This is a genomic window from Kutzneria sp. NPDC052558 (assembly GCF_044547355.1).
Taxonomy (GTDB): Bacteria; Actinomycetota; Actinomycetes; order Mycobacteriales; family Pseudonocardiaceae; genus Kutzneria.
The window spans coordinates 196,749-212,005 of sequence record NZ_JBIUAG010000005.1; the positions used below are offsets into that span (position 1 = coordinate 196,749).

The window sequence follows — 15,257 nt, forward strand, 5'->3', positions numbered from 1 at the left end:
TGTCTCCTGTTCAGCTCGCCGGCGCCAGCCGCCAGAGATGGTCGGCGGCCCCGTTGTTGTGGAACTGGACCACTGCTGCGCTGTCTGATGTGGACATTCCCGCGACGCCGAGCAGCAGGCCGCTGTGGGCGTTGCGGATCTGGAACTGGCCGCCGCCGGTGTCGATCAGGCTCCACAGGTGGTCGGTGGTCCCGTTGTCGTGGAACTGGACGATCGGGGCACTGTCCGCCGTGGACATGCCGGCGACGCCCAGCAGCAGGCCGCTGTTGAGGTTCTGGATCTTGTACTGGCCGCCGCCGGTCGGTACGAGTTGCCAGAGGTGGTCGCGGGTGCCGTTGTCGTGGAACTGAACCACCGAGGCACCGTCTGATGTGGACATACTTGACACGCCCATCAGGAGCCCGCTGTTGACGTTCTCGAAGTGGAACACGGGTTGGCCCAGCACCTCGAACTCCTGGAGGCCCCAACCGACCCCGCCGCCCCGGTTGGGCGCGACCACCCGCAACCCCGTGGTGCTCACCGAAGGAAAGGTGATCTCATCGCCGACCCTGGTCTGCCCGGCGACGGTGACCCAGCCATTGCCGGTGTCGTATTGGAGATCGTAGGAAGTGGGTAGTCGGACCCCGCCGCCGTCGTCGTAGAGGTACAGGCGGACGTCGCTGACCGATATCTTGCGTTGGAAGTCGACGCCGAAGTAGTCGCTGGCGTTGGGGGAGGCGTAGCTGGTCCAGCGGCTGTTCTCGGGAACGGCGGTGCGGTAGACGATGCCGTCGATGGCCCGCCACGGGTCGTCGTACGGCGAGGTGTAGGACGCAAACGGTTGCGGGCCATAGGAGAAGCGCTGGCCGTTGGCGGTGAGGTCGGTCGGGCCGGGGGACTGGGTGATCGCCGGCCCGACCGGCACGGTCACCGCGGCCAACACGGGCGAGGACGCGGTCAGGCGGCCGTCGACGTAGACGTGCAGGCCGGCGCCCTGGCCGTAGCGGGAACCGGTGCGGTCCCACAGGACGGTGACGTTGTGCCCGTGGTACGGGGTGTTCTCCAGCGCGAAGTAGTCCCAAGTGGACGGTGTGAGGGGCTTGACCGTCAGCGTGGAGCCGGCCTGGCCGCGCAGGCCGATGAGGCCGGAGATCACGTTGTCGTTGAAGGTGGAGTGGTTGTAGTCCTCGCTGTGGTTGTACGAGTCGTAGATCCACGTCGGCTGGTCGGGATCGTGGGCCTCGGCGACGTACGGCTGCCCGTTGCGGTATTGCGTGGCGGCGTAGGTGTGCAGCATCGACACGTAGTCGGCGGCGGACAGCACGTTCTGCGGCGGGTAGTCGTCGAGCAGATTGGCCACGCCGGTCAGCGTCTGCGACGTCTCGTACGGCCACGGCGGCCCGTCCCAGCGGCAGCACTGGGCGGCCTCGTGCATGAACCACTGGCTGCGCCGCTCGGTGGTCGTCGGCCCGTAGGGCGCCGCGAAACCGTTGGGGTCCTTCAGCTGGGCGAAGGCCGAGGCGTCCGAAGTGGACGGCATGTCGAACATCCACGGCACGAAGCCCATCTCCTCACGCGTGTCGAGCAGCGCGTGCGAAGGGTTGTTGTCGCGGGGCATGTCGTAGAAGAACTGCCGCGCGGGATCCCACAGGTGGGCCTGCATGGCGGTCTTCAACGCCGAGGCTCGGCCGGTGAAGTCCGAGGCTGTGGCGGTGTCCCCGGTCAGGGCGGCGATCTGGGCGATGGCCATGGCGTCGCCGTACTGGTAGGCGTTGATCGTCGGCCGGAACCCGGCCCCGCCGTGGTACGGGTCGCTGGACTCGTACGAGGACGGCGAGAACTCGGTGGCGTCCCACACCGGCACCTGCCAGTACAGGCCCAGGCTGCTGTCGAAGTGGTTGGCCCAGCCGTCGTACTGCCGGATCAGCGCCTGCTTCTCGGCGGCGGTGAAGCCGGCGTCCCCGGCGGCGAGGTACTGCTGCCACACCGCGCTGGCGGCCCAGAAGCTGTACTCGTGGGCCCAGTCGCCGGTGTCCGGGTTGACGGCGTCGGTGCGGGGCTTGGGGAACTGCCCCGGGCCGTTGAGCCAGTAGTCGATATCGTCCTTTGTGTACTGTTGGTCCCGCAGCCAGCGGCCCTCGGTGATCTGGTGCCCGGCGGCCGCCACCACGCCGCCGTACGGGGCGCCGTAGCTGACCGGCTGGAGGAACTCGTTGGACAGCCAGCCGTACTCCGGCCCGGTGTAGACCAAATGCTCCTTGTAGGTCTGCCACCGGTAGTAGTACACGGACTGGATCTGCTGGTCGGGCACGTCCAGGAACGGGATGTTGGCCTCGTACCAGCCCGGGTCCTCGACCGGCCCGAGCAGGGCGCTGTGGTTGAGGAAGGAAGTCGCCGCAGCCGGACCGCCGACGGCGGAGGCGGTCGGCGCGGCGACGGCCAGCAATGCCGCGGACATCGCCGCGGCCCACCACCTCCGCCGCATGTCAGTGCCTCCCGGCTCGCAGGGCCAGCAGCGAGAAGATGCCGCCGACCACCGGACGGGCCTGGAAACCCGACTGTCGGGCGGAGATCGTGTCGTAGAGGTCGGTGAACGGGACCCGACTGGCGCTGGTGGTGACGAAGTCGTAGACATCGCTGATGAACGCGTCCCGGACCGCGGGGTGGTCGTGCTGCCAGGCCGCCGTCCACAGGGCCCAGTCGGCCTTGGTGTAGGAGTGCCGCAGGTCGAGCGGGGAGCCGAACTGGTTGCGGTTGGCCAGATACCAGGCTCCCTCCTCGGCGGTCACCGCCGCCGGCACGAGGTTCAGGCCCAGCAGCGCGTCGGCGTAGCCGTTGTACTTCAGGCTCCACGATCCCGGCAGGTCGTAGGCGAGCTTGAGCTGGCCGGTGGTGTCGGTCGCCTTCACCCGCCACTGTCCTATGTAGTCGGAAGCCACGGCCTGGTAGTGGGCGGCATCGGCGGCGTTCGGGGCCAGCCTGGCCATCGCTCCGATGGCGATGATGCCCTTCAGCGCCAGGTTGGAGCTGTGCGCGATGAAGCCGGTGAAGTCGTCGGTCTGGTTCTGGTAACCGGGATCCAGGGCGTTGTCGACGAGATAGTCGGCCCACTGCTTGAGGATCGCGTGGTGGCCGGTGACGCCGGCGGCCGCGGCCATGATGAGCATGTTGGCCGACTCCTCGACCGGCATGTCCTCCTCGTTGCCGTCGTTGTGCCCGGAGGCGTTGGGATAGCTGGAACCCAGGTCGTGCTCGGCGAAGGAATTGGGCCAGCCGCCGGTCTCGGCGTAGTCCAGCACCGGTTCCAGCAGCAGCCGCAGGTACTGGGGGTCGAGGTAGGCGAACACCGGCATGGCCGGATACAGCACGTCGATGGTGGAGACGTTGCCGTCGCTGGAGATCTCCTTGAGGAACGCCCACGGCTTGCCGTCGCGGACCACCAGTTCCGTGCCGCCGTAGGCCTGGCGCAGCGCCAGGGCGCACAGGGCCGCGTACTTCTCGCCGCCGGCGGCCCGAGCGTCCCCGAGCACCTTGTCGTCCAAGCGCTCGGACCGGGTGAACGCCTTGGCGGCGTCGGCGTGGAATTCGGCCACCATGCCCGGCCAGGACGGCCAGTACGACGTCCACAATGGACTCAATGGGGTCCCGAGGTAGCTCACCGCCGGCGTGCGGACGTGCCCGACGGAGACGACAAACGGTTGCGTGGCCCCGCGAACGGACCCGAGGTCGAGGTTGAGGCCCAGCACCGGCCACCGGTCGTTGATCCGCCGTGGCTGGGCGGTGTCGGCGGTCCCGGCCAGGGGAGCGGCCGCGCGGACCGCGGTGTCCTGGCCGATCTGCCAGGTCAGACCGGGCCGCTCGGCGGTGCTCCAGGTGACGGTGCCCCAGGACGCCATGTCCCCGTTCTCCGCCAGCACGCCCGGGTTCGACGGTGTGAACGACAACATCCGCACGCCGCCGACCGACAACGAGTCCCAGCCCACCATGGCGTTGGAGTCGCCGTGGGCCCACTCGGCGCTGATGTCGACGTACAGGCTGACCTTGTGCGCATTGCCGTCGAGGCTGCGGGCCTGCATCGAGATGTACGACAGTGGCATCGACTGTCGCCGCAGGTCGCCGGGCTCGACGGGGGACATGAAGATCACGGTGAGCTCGATGCCGCCGCCGCGCAACACGAATCGGGACTGGGTCGGCGTGACGGTCAGGCCGGTCTGGGTCATGCCCCGGGACAGGCCGGGCGCGCCCAGGAACAGGTGCGGCACGCCGTCGATCCGGGCGATGCCGGTCATGGCGGTCGTCCGCCCGGTCCAGAACCCGGCCCACTCGCCGGCCAGGTAGTCGCCGGTCAGCCAGGTGCTCAGATAGGGGGACCGCACCGCGAGCGGCGTGGCCGGCGGGCGGAATCCAGGGTTGGCGGGGGAGGCCTCGGCGGCGGCCGGCAGCAGGGACGACGCCGCCATGGTGAGGCCGGCGGCGCCGGAGAAGCGGAACAGGTCGCGTCGGTCGATGGGCACAGGGGTCTCCCGTACTCGCAGGGGAAGGGACACCACGTGGCTCTCTGGTTTTACATCGTTGGCACAACGTTGTAAACGCGCCTGTCCGGTTCAGGACAGGGGACGGTGAACTCAGCCCGCGGTGCTTTCCCGAATCGCCAGGGTGAACGGCGTCTGGATGTCCTGCGGCACGAACTCGTCGGACGGCTCGGTGATCCGCTGCCGGACCAGGTCGATCGCGGTCCGGGCGATGGCCAGCTTGTCCGGGGCGACGCTGGTCAGCGAGGGCCGGCTGTACGCGCCCTCCTCGGTGTTGTCGAAGCCCACCACCGCGATGTCCTGCGGCACCCGCAGGCCGCGCTCGGCGATGGCCCGCAGCGCACCGACCGCCAGCAGGTCGTTGAAGCAGAACACCGCGTCCGGCGGTTCCGGCAGGTCCAGCAGCTCGGCCATGGCCGCCGCGCCGTCCTGGCGGTGGTAGTGCAGGGCCGGCCGGACCAGCTCCGGCAAGCCGGCCTCTTCGAGCGCCTCGCGGTATCCGGCCAGCCGCAACGCCGCCGTGCCGCGGTAGGGGTGCGCGCCGATGGCCGCGATGCGCCGACGGCCGATCTCCACCAGGTGCCCGACCGCGGTCCGGGCCGCCAGCACGTTGTCGATGGCCACGTGGTCGATGCGCACGTCCACCGAGTGCTCGCCGATCATCACCAGCGGCACTCCCGGGTCCAGGTCGGCGAAGTCCTGGGCGTGCAGCGCCTCCGGGCTGATCACCGCCGCGTCGATCAGGTGCGGGCCGAGCGCCTCCAGCACCGTGCGCTCCCCGTCCCGGGTGGCCTGGGTCTGCTCGATCAGCACGTTCCAGCCCTGCTCGCGGCCGGCGGTGATGACCAGCCCGGCCAGCTCCCCGAAATACGGGATGCCCAGCTCGGGCACGACCAGGGCGATGAAGCCGGTGCGGCCCCGGCGCAGGTTGCGGGCCCCGATGTTCGGCCGGTACCCGGTGGCGGCCAGCGCCTCCTCGACCCGCCTGCGGTTCTCCGGCTTCACGAACGAATAGCCGTTGACCACGTTGGACGCCGTTTTCACCGACACGCCCGCCAACCGGGCCACGTCCCTCAGCGTCACGGCCATGTCCCCAGTCCTCCGATCTTTCCCCGCCGACGATAGCGCCATCCCGGGCGCGCTCCCGAGCCAGCCGTCCTACTTATGGCTGATGCGTCTCAGACCGTGGTCGGACAAATTGCCGGCCGGTGACCGACGGTCGGCTGGTGTGCCGGGGCAGGGCCGCGAACCAGCATGAAACGGTGAACTTACGAACCGCGACCTTGTCGCTGACCTGTGCGTCGCTGATCGCGATCGGGCTGCCGGCCGCCGCGTCCGGGACCCCGGATCCGTTCGCCGGCTACGAGAACCAGCAGCTCACCTGGGGGGCGTGCCCCTTCCCCGACTCCGGCGCGCCGCGCCCGATGCAGTGCGCGATGGTGACGGTCCCGCGCGACTGGGCGGCGCCGGACGGCGGCGTGGACCTGAAGGTGTCGATCAGCCGGGTGCCGGCCGGCGGCCAGTCGCTGGGGGCGATCCTGGTCAACCCGGGCGGTCCCGGCGGCCAGGGCTCCTCGATCGCCGGCGCGCTGGCCGGGCTGGAGCCGACCGTCAGCGCCCGCTACGACTTCGTCGGCATGGACCCTCGCGGCACCGGCCACGAGGGTGTGAGCACGGCCGACGGCGGCGACCCGGTGCTGTGCCAGGTGCCGCTCGGCCGGATCCCGCAGGGCCTGCTGGACGCCCGTGACCGCTCGGCCGCCAGCATCGCCGACCACCAGAAGACGCCGCGGGCGATCGCCGAGGCGTGCCAGAGCGTGGCCGAGTCGCCGTTCCTGACCACCTGGCAGACAGCCCACGACATGGAGCTGATCCGGCAGCTGCTGGGGCAGGCCAAGCTGAACTACCTCGGCTACTCCTACGGCTCGTGGCTGGGCGCGAAGTACGCCTCGCTGTTCCCGGGCAGCGCCGGCAAGATCGTGCTGGACTCCAGCGTGAACTGGCAGGGCCGGCTGCAAGCCGACTTCGAGGACTTCCCGATCATCGACCAGCGGCAGTTCGACGACGTGTACGTGCCGTGGCTGACCCGCACCGCGCCGGACGTCTTCGGGGCCACGCCGGCCGCGGTCAAGCAGAAGTGGGAGCAGGTCCGCGACTACTACAAGTCGCAGGGCATCGCCCCGGACCGCTACAACGGCGTCTGGGTCGGCATGGGCAGCAAGTTCGGGTGGCTCAACGCCACCGCGATCTTCGAGGCCGGGGTGAAGGCCTTGGGCGGCAACGCCACCGCGCCGGCCGACCTTCAGTCCCAATTGGACACCCGGTTCGGCAAGCCGGTGGCCACGCTGACCGCGGCCGACGTGAAGGCGGCCGTCACGCCCGACTACGCCGCCGTGGAGGACGTGCGGTTCGCCGTGGCCTGCGGCGACCAGCCGACCAAGTCCGTCGCCTGGTACAAGTCGCTCAGCGACCAGCAGGGGCCGAAGAACCCGTTGTACGGCTGGGCCTACGGCCTCGGCGAGGTGTGCGGCCCGTGGTCGGACGCGCCGCGCCAGACCCTGCCCAACCTGCCGGCCTCGGTGGCCAAGAACATCCTTGTCGTGCAAGGGGAGTTCGACCCGCAGACCGGCTACGACCAGGCCCACGCGGCCGTCGCCGCCGCGCCCGGCGTCAGCCTGGTCTCCGTCGACGACTCGCCGTACCACGGGCAGTACGCCCTCACGGCCAACCCCTGCGTCGACGGCATGGTGAACGTCTTCCTGTTGCAGAACTCACGCCCCGGCAGCAGTGTCTGCCCGGGCGTGCCGCTGATCGGCGAGTCCCAGGTCTTCCCGGTCCCGGGTCCGGTGAAGACGCCGCCGTCCGGCGCCCGCTCCTTCGCCCCGCAGGCCGCCCCGTCGGCGCTGCGCGACCGGGCGCAGGACTTCATCAGCAAGACGAATTCCCTGCGGTGACACCGAGTCCTGACGCGCGCCGCCCCGGCGTGCGTCAGGACGGTTCCAGGAGTTGGGCCAGCCGTTCGGTGTCGCGCAGGTACTGGTCGTACGGGAAGCCGGCGTCGACGAGGTGGGTCCGCAGCTGCTCGTAGAGCGGTTTCCCGTTGCTGTGGAACGCTTTGCGTCCGGCCTCGGTGAGGGTGACCAGCCGCCGCCGGGCGTGCTCGGGATCCTGGCGGACCTCCACCAAACCCTCGGCCTCCAGCGGGCGCAGCGCGCGGCTGATCGCCGGGTCGGACACCGACATCGCCTCGGCCAGCCGGTGCTGGGTCGTCGGCTCGATGTCCTCCAGCGTGCCCAGCAGCCTCATCTGGCTGTAGGTGAGGCCGCCGGGGTCGGCGCCGCGCCGCCGCGCGGCCTCGGCGAGCAGGAACACCACACGATGCAACAAGTCAGGAAGCCCGTCGTCCACGGGTCGATCGTATCAGAGTGTTGACTAGTTAATATTAACCATGCAAGATTCGGTCCATGGACACGACGACGTACCTTCTCGAGACCTCCTTTCCGCTGGTCTGGATCCTGATCGCGGTCATCGGCGCCGCCATCCGCACCCGGCGCAGCCCGTCCCGCGCGGCGGCGCTGGAGACCTGGCAGCGCTGGTGGGCCGTGGCCGCCCTGGGCTGCGGCAGCCTGTGGATGGTCTTCGCCTTCCTCGGCGCACCGGAGGTGATGGCCGAGACCATCGGCTTCACCCGCAGCCCGTTCGAGTTCGAGATCGCCTTCGCCAACCTCGGACTCGCGGTCATGGGCTTCCGTGCCGCCTCGGCCAAGGCCACCGCCCGTGAGCGCATCACCGTCGGCCTCGGCGCCGGCATGTTCCTGTGGGGCGCGTTCATCGGCCACGTCTACCAGTGGTTCGCCGCCGGTGACCACGCCCCCGGCAACACCGGCGGCGTCCTGGTCTGCGACCTGCTCTTCCCGGCCGTGATGATCGCCCTGGCCGTCCGCTCGACGCGGCAGGCGCCGGTCCTCGTGTGATCACCGTTAGCCGGCAACCTCCACATGCTCCACAGTGGACGCGGCCGGCGCCGGGCGCAGCAGGTCCACCAGCCCGATCAGGAAAGCGACGCCGACCATGACAGCGGGGCTGGTCAGGCCGACGGCGATCGCGGCGTGGTAGTCGCCGGGCGCGCCGGCCAGGGTGCCGAAGAACAGCGCGCTGGCGATAGCGGTGCCTAGCGCGGTGCCGATGCGCACGCCCGTCTCGTACACGCCGGCCGCGACCCCGGCGGTGGCCTGGGTGATGTCGACGAGGGTGAGCGTCTGGTTGGCCGAGATGACCAGGCCGCAGCCCACGCCGGCGACGGCCAGCGGCACGGCCAGGACCAGCGGGGCGTCCGCCGCGGTGGAATTGTCCGCCACCAGCGCCGTCCAGACCAGACCGACTGTCGCCAGCCCGCTACCCGCCACCACCAGCGGCCGGCCGACCCGGTGCACCAGCCGGCCGCTGACCACGGCGGCGACGGCGGAGACCAGGGTGAAGACCATTGTGGACAGTGCGGCCCGCAGCGGCGTGTACTCCAGGCCCTGCTGGAGAAACAGGCTGAGCACCAGGAAGATGCTGGTGAAGCCGGTATAGAACGCGGTGGCGGTGGCGGTGCCGACGGCGTAGCTGCGGATGCGCAGGACCTTCAGGTGCACCAACGGTTTCACGTCACGCGACCCGAGTCTGCGTTCCCAGAGCACGAACAGCGCCACCAGCACGGCCCCCACGCCGAGCAGCCAGAACTGCGGCCGGGAGTTCGGGCCGGTCGCCTGCAACATCGGCAGCATGACGGCCAGCACGCCCAGGCCGAGCAGCAGCACGCCGACCAGGTCGAGTCGGTGCGCCCGCCCGGGCCGGTCGGCCGGCAGCACCCTGAGGCCGATCACCAGTGCCGCCAGCACGACCGGGATCGTGAGGTAGAAGACCCAGCGCCAGCCGTCGGCCGGTCCGAAGGCCTGGAGGATCACCCCGCCCAGCAGCGGGCCGGCGGCGGTGGACAGGCCGGTCGTCGCGCCGTAGTAGCCGAACGCCCGGCCCCGCGTGCGGCGGGGATACATCTGTTGCAGCAGGCCGATCACCTGCGGGGCGAGGATGCCGGCCGAGACGCCACGCAGCAGCCGGCCGATGATCAGGACCAGCGCGTTCGGCGCCGCGCCACAGATCACCCCGGTCGCCGCGAACAGCGCCAGGCCGATCAGGAACAGCCGGCGGCGGCCGTGCTCGTCGCCCAGCCGGCCGGCCGGCACCAGGGTCAGGCCGAAGGCCAGCGCGTAGCCGGCGACCGCCCAGGTGACCTCGGCCGGGGTGAGCCGGAGGGCGGGTTCCATCGAGGGCAGCGCGATGGTCACCGCGCTCACGTCGAACAGCGTCATGAAGCTGGCGGCCAGGCAGATCACCAGGGACGGCCGGCGCCGGGCGGGGGCGGTGTCGCTCACAGGATTCCTCACATCGAATGCGGCGTCGGATTCGTGACGGAATGCCTCTGGTCAGCCCGCGTCGGCGACGAGCCCCGCCTTCTCCACCCCGGCGACGGCGACCGTCTCGTCGTGCTCAGGGCGGTCGCCGCTGACCCCGATCGCGCCCAGCAGGGCCCCGTCGGCGTCCCGGATCAGCAGGCCGCCGCGGGACGAGGCGATGCGGCCCTCGGAGATCGCGGCCAGCGCGGCGAAGAACGCCGGGTCGCGGGTGGCGTGCCGGGCCCCGGCCGCGCCGCCCTGGCCGGTGCCGAGGCAGCCCCAGGCCTTGGCGTGGGCGATCTGCGGGCGCAGGATCCCGGCGCCGTCCTCGCGCTTGACCACGACGGGGTGGCCGCCCGGGTCGAGCACGGTGACGGTCAGCGGCCGCAGGTCGAGCTCCCGCGCCTTGCTCAGCGCGGCGTCGACGATCTCGGTGGCCTGGTTCAACGACAACATGGTGGTGGTTTCCCTTCTGGGTGGGATGACTCAGTCGGCGATCACGGAACTGGCGATGACACCGAGGCCCTCGATCTCGCCCCGCAGCGTGTCGCCCGGCCGGATGCTGCTGACGCCGGGCGGGGTGCCGGTGGACAGCACGTCCCCGGGGGCGAGGGTGAGCGCGGAGGTCAGCCAGGCCAGCTGCGCGGGCACGGAGTGGAACATCTCGGCCGTCGAGCCGTCCTGGCGCAGCTCGCCGTTGACCGAGAACCGGATGCGCAGCCGGTGCGGGTCGGGGATCTCGTCGGCGGTGACGAACCAGGGGCCGACCACGCCGAAGGTGTCGAATCCCTTGCCCCGGTCCATCTTCCGGTTGTCCAGCTCGGCGATGTCCCGGGCGGAGATGTCGACGAAGGCGACGTAGCCGGCCACCGCGCGCATCGCGCTGTCCGGGCTCAGCCGCCGGGCGCGGCGGCCGATCACCACGCCCAGCTCCAGCTCCGGGTCGACCCGCCGGCTGACCGAGGGATAGCGGACGTCGTCGTGCGGGCCGGCCAGCGAGCCCGCCGCCTTCAGGAAGCCGGTGGGGTTGGGCGGTTTCTCGACCGGCCCGGACCGGGTGCGGGGGTAGTTCCCGGTCATGCCCCACACCGTGCCCGGCCGGCCGATCGGCGGGCCCAGCGCGCCGGGTTCGGCCGACCACAGGCAGTCCACCGGCAGGTCGCCGAGCTCGGCGGCGGCCATCGCGTGCTCGTGCGCCTTGCGGACCGTGGTGAGGCCGGGGTCGGCCTGCAACAGGGCGGGCAGGTCGGGGGCGATCTCCCGCTGGGACCGGGCGATCGCGTCCTCCCGGTGCGCCCCGCCCGCGGTCAGCTGGTGGGCGTGGATGGCCTGGATGTCGACGAGCAGGCCGGGGACGATCTCGGGAAAGCACAGCCGGTCGCCGAGATAGGTCCGCCGCACGGCGATCTTCACCGCGACCGCCGGTCAGCCGGTGGCCCGCGTGCGCGGGTTCAGGCGCGGGGTCTGCATCGTGTCCGCGTTTGTCATCGCCGGCCTCCCTGTGTGGTGTGCTCTGCTTCACCACGTTACCTACTTAGTAGGTTGAGAGACAAGGTGGAGCGGCCTGGGAGGACGCTGTGAGCCGCCGACCTCGATTGACAGAACCTACCAAGTAGGTAGCCTGGTTGGCGGAGTGTTACCACGCGTCGATGGGATGGCGAGCCATGACAGAATCCGTTCCGGCGCAGGCGCCCTCGCAGCAGGTGCCCGTGCACGAGCTGCCCTCCGCGCTGCGCGAAGCCGGCCTGACCAACTGGATCCGGGAGCCGCTCGACGACGCCGTCGACCAGCGGCGTCGGATCATGATGCCGCCCAGCATCGCCCTGATGGGCACGCCGGCGGCCGGCCAGCGCGATGCCCTGTCCGACCTGGCCCGGACCCCCGGCGCGCTGGCGATGATGGGGGACAACCCCGACCTGCCCAAGATGCCGGACAAGCCCACGCTCGCCGACTTCTTCCGGCTTCGCCTGCACCGCAAGGACATCATGCACCTGTTGCAGAGCGCGCGGCTGGCCCGGCTCAACGGCATGGACGAGAACGTGATCATGGCGGCGCTGCTGCACGACATCGCCGTCGGCGGCCTGATCCGCGCCGACCACGGCTACTGGGGCGCGCAGCTGGTCCGGCCCTACGTCAGCGAGGAAGTGGCCTGGGCGATCGAGAAGCACGAGGCGCTGCGGTTCTACGCCGACGAGTCGGTCGGCTACACCTATCCCGAGGCCTACATCCGGATCTTCGGCGAGGACTACCGGCCGCCCGGGTACATCCGGCGTGAGCACGAGCAGGCGCGCAAGCACCGCTGGTACATGACCGCCCGGCTGCTCACGGTCAACGACGTCTACTCCTTCGACCCGAACGTCCACGTGGAGCTGGAGGAGTTCGAGGACGTCATCGGCCGCAACTTTAAGCAGCCACCCGAGGGGCTGGGCTTCGACGGCTCCCCGGTCGCGCACATGTGGCGAACCATGATCTGGCCGAACAACTTCCTGTGAGCCGGCCAACCGACAAGGAGATCTCATGACCATCGCTCGGGAACTGCTGATCGGCGGCAAGAGCACCCCCGCGGCCGGGGGCCGCACCACCCCCGACACCAGCCCCTGGACCGGCGAGGTCGTCGCCACCGTGGCGGCCGCCGAGGTGCGGGACGTGACCTCGGCGGTGGACGCGGCCCAGGCGCAGTTCGAGGCGTGGGCCGAGCTGGATCCACGGGCCCGCCGGCTGATCCTCACCACGGCGGCCGACGAGCTCCAGCGGCGCGGCGACGAGGCCGTGGCCCTGATGGCGGCCGAAACCGGTGCGCTGAAAGCGAATGCGCGGTTCAACGTGGCCATGGCGGCGGACATCCTGCGGGAGCTGGCCGCCGGCGTCACGGCCCCGCGGGGAGAGGTGCTGACCAGCTCGGAGGCCGGGACGCTCAGCATGGCGGTGCGGACCCCGATGGGCGTGGTGGCCGCGCTCGCGCCGTGGAACGCGCCGCTGATCCTGGGCGTGCGGGCGGCGGCCGCGCCGCTGGCGGCGGGAAACACCGTGGTGCTCAAGCCGAGCGAGGAGGCGCCGCTGATGTCGGGGCTGTTCGTCGCCGACGTGCTGCGCGACGCCGGCCTGCCCGACGGCGTGCTCAACGTGATCACCAACGATCCGGCCGACGCCCCGGCGATCGTCGAGTCGCTGATCGCCGACGAGCGGGTGCGGGCGGTGAACTTCACCGGCTCGTCCCAGGTCGGCCGGGTCATCGCGGCGTCGGCCGGGCGCCACCTGAAGCCGGCGGTGCTGGAGCTGGGCGGCAAGAACTCGGTCATCGTGCTGGCCGACGCCGACCTGGACTACGCCGTGGCCGCGACCGCCTTCGCCGCCTTCTCCAACTCCGGCCAGGTCTGCATGTCCTGCGACCGGATCCTGGTGCACGAGTCGCGGGCGCGGGAGTTCACCGAGAAGTTCCTGGCCAAGGTGGCCACGCTGACCACCGGCACGCCGGAGGACCCCGGCGTCAAGGTCGGGCCGATGGTGAATCCCGCGGCCGCGCAACGGGTTTCCCGCCTGGTCGCCGACGCCGTGGCCGCCGGGGCGACCGTGCTGGCCGGCGGCGGCGAGCCCGACGGGTCCATCCACCCGGTCACCGTGCTCGCCGACCTGCCCCGGCCGGCCCAGCTCTTCCACGGCGAGACCTTCGGGCCGGTGTGCGCCATCGACACCTTCGCCACCGACGACGAGGCCGTGGCCAAGGCCAACGACACCGAGTACGGCCTGACCGCCGGCGTCATCACCGAGAACGCCACGCACGGGCTGCACATCGCGCAGCGGCTGCGGACCGGCATCGTGCACGTCAACGACCAGACCCTCGGCGACGAGCCGCAGGCGCCGTTCGGCGGCGTCAAGGCCTCGGGCTACGGGCGGTTCGGCGGTCGCTGGTCGCTGGAGTCGTTTTCCGACACCCGGTGGATCACCGTCGCCAGCCGCCATGTCGGCGGCAAGTTCCGGATCTGAGCCGGGCGCCGGGAAGCGAACCGCTTCCCGGCGCTCCAACCGGCTACGGCCGCCAGGCGGCCTGGGCGTTGCGCAACGCCGTCCGGACGTCCTGCTGGCCCTCGATGGCCAGGGCGAGCTGGTCGACCAGGGCTTGGAGGTTGCTGGTCGTGTCGGGGCCCTTGGGCCAGACCAGGGGAGTGCCGTCGAGACCGGCCCGGATCAGGTCGACCGCCGCCGGCGTCGCGGCGGCGTAGGCGGCGGAATGCAGCACGCTCGACCGGTTCGGGTCGATGGCGCTGTCCGGCGAGGTCGTCTCCACCAGCATTTCGGCGGAACTGGTGGCCCACTTGACGAACGACAGCGCGGCCGCCTTGTTCTTGGACGCCGTCGACACGCCCAGTCCGTAGCCGGAGTTGAGCGGGGTGCGGCGGACCCGGTTGCCGCCGCCCAGCGGCAGCGCGGCGGCGCCCCAGTTGCCGACGATCTTCGACAGCGTCGGGTCGGCGGCCCGCTGGGCCATGCCGGTCCAGGTCTCGATCAGCGCCCCTTGGCCGCTCAGGAACGCGGCGGTCCCGGTGTCGAAACCGACCTGGGTGGGCGTGGGCATCGCGTACGGGGCGATGTCGACGAGGTGCTGGGCCGCGGCGATCGCCGCGTCGCTGGTCAGCGTCGGCCGGCCGGCGCCGTCCACGAGCGTGCCGCCGTAGCCGACGAGCCGGTTGACGAAGGCCGGGCCCAGCACCAGCGGATCGGGCTGGCCCTGCACGATCGCGCCGTAGTAGACGCCGCCGGCGGCGATCGTCCTGGCGGCGGCGTCGTACTCGTCCCACGTGGTCGGCGGGCGTAGGCCGTAGGCGTCGAGGATCTTCGTGTTGTAGAAGACGAGATGCTGGTCGCCGTCGTAGGGCAGGCCGTAGCGCCGTCCATTGTAGAGGGTGTAGGCGTCGTAGATGGACGGCAGGAAGTCATGGGTGTCGAGGTCGGGCTGACCGCCGATCCAGTCGGTCAGGTCGACCAGCGCCCCGGCTTGCACCAGTTCGCCCAGCCCGTAGTAGAAGTAGTCGAACAGGTCGTACTCGCCGTCGCCGCGCACGTCGTCGATCATCGCGTCGGTCAGCTGGGTGTAGTCGGTGGCGGTCGCCTCCAGCGTGCCGCCGGTCAGCTGCGCCCAGGCCGGGGCCAGCACGGTGGTGAACGCCGGCAGGTGCGGCGTGTTGACCAGCACCTTGAGCGTGGTCCCGGCGGCCTGGGCGGGGGCGGCGGAACCCACCGCCGCCAGGCCGAACAGCGCCGCGGCGCCCTGGAGCACGCCGCGGCGGGAAAGCATCTGGGTCATGACGGT

At 71.0% G+C, this 15,257-nt stretch carries 12 protein-coding genes; 4 read left to right on the plus strand and 8 right to left on the minus strand.

Going from position 1 to position 15,257, the window contains the following annotated elements; all coding sequences use genetic code 11:
- Positions 1-10: 10 nt before the first annotated feature.
- The 3 genes from ACIG5F_RS11815 to ACIG5F_RS11825 form a co-directional block, all read right to left on the minus strand.
- Positions 11-2,464, minus strand: a complete 2,454-nt coding sequence (locus ACIG5F_RS11815; RefSeq protein WP_396517577.1) for an MGH1-like glycoside hydrolase domain-containing protein — start codon at positions 2,462-2,464, stop codon at positions 11-13.
- 1 nt (position 2,465) lies between these two features.
- Positions 2,466-4,493 carry a glutaminase domain-containing protein gene (locus ACIG5F_RS11820; RefSeq protein WP_396517578.1) on the minus strand — a complete coding sequence of 676 codons (2,028 nt, stop codon included), beginning with the start codon at positions 4,491-4,493 and terminating at the stop codon, positions 2,466-2,468.
- 111 nt (positions 4,494-4,604) lie between these two features.
- On the minus strand, positions 4,605-5,600 hold the full coding sequence (locus tag ACIG5F_RS11825) for a LacI family DNA-binding transcriptional regulator (RefSeq protein WP_396517580.1): 996 nt from the start codon (positions 5,598-5,600) through the stop codon (positions 4,605-4,607).
- 173 nt (positions 5,601-5,773) lie between these two features.
- Between ACIG5F_RS11825 and ACIG5F_RS11830 the strand changes: the two genes are divergently transcribed.
- On the plus strand, positions 5,774-7,465 hold the full coding sequence (locus tag ACIG5F_RS11830; RefSeq protein WP_396517581.1) for an alpha/beta fold hydrolase: 1,692 nt from the start codon (positions 5,774-5,776) through the stop codon (positions 7,463-7,465).
- Between the two features lie 34 nt (positions 7,466-7,499).
- On the opposite strand, the gene ACIG5F_RS11835 is transcribed toward ACIG5F_RS11830, so the two are convergent.
- Positions 7,500-7,919, minus strand: a complete 420-nt coding sequence (locus ACIG5F_RS11835) for a MarR family winged helix-turn-helix transcriptional regulator (protein ID WP_396517582.1) — start codon at positions 7,917-7,919, stop codon at positions 7,500-7,502.
- Positions 7,920-7,975: 56 nt separating this feature from the next.
- Between ACIG5F_RS11835 and ACIG5F_RS11840 the strand changes: the two genes are divergently transcribed.
- Positions 7,976-8,485 (plus strand): DUF6790 family protein, encoded by a 510-nt coding sequence (locus ACIG5F_RS11840; protein ID WP_396517583.1) that lies wholly within the window; start codon positions 7,976-7,978, stop codon positions 8,483-8,485.
- Between the two features lie 6 nt (positions 8,486-8,491).
- Here the strand turns inward: ACIG5F_RS11840 and ACIG5F_RS11845 are convergent, their stop codons facing one another.
- The 3 genes from ACIG5F_RS11845 to ACIG5F_RS11855 are packed head-to-tail and all read right to left on the minus strand — an operon-like array spanning position 8,492 to position 11,362.
- Positions 8,492-9,928, minus strand: a complete 1,437-nt coding sequence (locus tag ACIG5F_RS11845) for an MFS transporter (RefSeq protein ID WP_396517584.1) — start codon at positions 9,926-9,928, stop codon at positions 8,492-8,494.
- 51 nt (positions 9,929-9,979) lie between these two features.
- The gene (locus tag ACIG5F_RS11850) at positions 9,980-10,405 is read right to left on the minus strand and encodes a heme-binding protein (protein ID WP_396517585.1); all 426 of its coding nucleotides are present in this window, start codon (positions 10,403-10,405) and stop codon (positions 9,980-9,982) included.
- Between the two features lie 30 nt (positions 10,406-10,435).
- Positions 10,436-11,362 carry a fumarylacetoacetate hydrolase family protein gene (locus tag ACIG5F_RS11855; protein ID WP_396517586.1) on the minus strand — a complete coding sequence of 309 codons (927 nt, stop codon included), beginning with the start codon at positions 11,360-11,362 and terminating at the stop codon, positions 10,436-10,438.
- A gap of 251 nt (positions 11,363-11,613) precedes the next feature.
- On the opposite strand from ACIG5F_RS11855, the gene ACIG5F_RS11860 reads away from it, so the two are divergent.
- Both ACIG5F_RS11860 and ACIG5F_RS11865 read left to right on the plus strand, forming a co-directional pair.
- Positions 11,614-12,441 carry an HD domain-containing protein gene (locus ACIG5F_RS11860; RefSeq protein ID WP_396517587.1) on the plus strand — a complete coding sequence of 276 codons (828 nt, stop codon included), beginning with the start codon at positions 11,614-11,616 and terminating at the stop codon, positions 12,439-12,441.
- A gap of 25 nt (positions 12,442-12,466) precedes the next feature.
- Positions 12,467-13,933, plus strand: coding sequence for an aldehyde dehydrogenase family protein (locus ACIG5F_RS11865; RefSeq protein WP_396517588.1), 1,467 nt, complete (start codon positions 12,467-12,469; stop codon positions 13,931-13,933).
- A gap of 43 nt (positions 13,934-13,976) precedes the next feature.
- Here ACIG5F_RS11865 and ACIG5F_RS11870 read toward each other — a convergent pair whose 3' ends face one another.
- Positions 13,977-15,251 carry an ABC transporter substrate-binding protein gene (locus ACIG5F_RS11870; protein WP_396517589.1) on the minus strand — a complete coding sequence of 425 codons (1,275 nt, stop codon included), beginning with the start codon at positions 15,249-15,251 and terminating at the stop codon, positions 13,977-13,979.
- Positions 15,252-15,257 lie beyond the last annotated feature (6 nt).

Bases quoted from the DNA above. Each gene is read 5' to 3' on its own strand.
- ACIG5F_RS11860 (WP_396517587.1), top strand. From the start codon at position 11,614: ATGACAGAATCCGTTCCGGCGCAGGCGCCCTCGCAGCAGGTGCCCGTG.
- ACIG5F_RS11815 (WP_396517577.1), bottom strand. From the start codon at position 2,464: ATGCGGCGGAGGTGGTGGGCCGCGGCGATGTCCGCGGCATTGCTGGCC.
- ACIG5F_RS11850 (WP_396517585.1), bottom strand. From the start codon at position 10,405: ATGTTGTCGTTGAACCAGGCCACCGAGATCGTCGACGCCGCGCTGAGC.
- ACIG5F_RS11825 (WP_396517580.1), bottom strand. From the start codon at position 5,600: ATGGCCGTGACGCTGAGGGACGTGGCCCGGTTGGCGGGCGTGTCGGTG.
- ACIG5F_RS11870 (WP_396517589.1), bottom strand. From the start codon at position 15,251: ATGACCCAGATGCTTTCCCGCCGCGGCGTGCTCCAGGGCGCCGCGGCG.
- ACIG5F_RS11865 (WP_396517588.1), top strand. From the start codon at position 12,467: ATGACCATCGCTCGGGAACTGCTGATCGGCGGCAAGAGCACCCCCGCG.
- ACIG5F_RS11840 (WP_396517583.1), top strand. From the start codon at position 7,976: ATGGACACGACGACGTACCTTCTCGAGACCTCCTTTCCGCTGGTCTGG.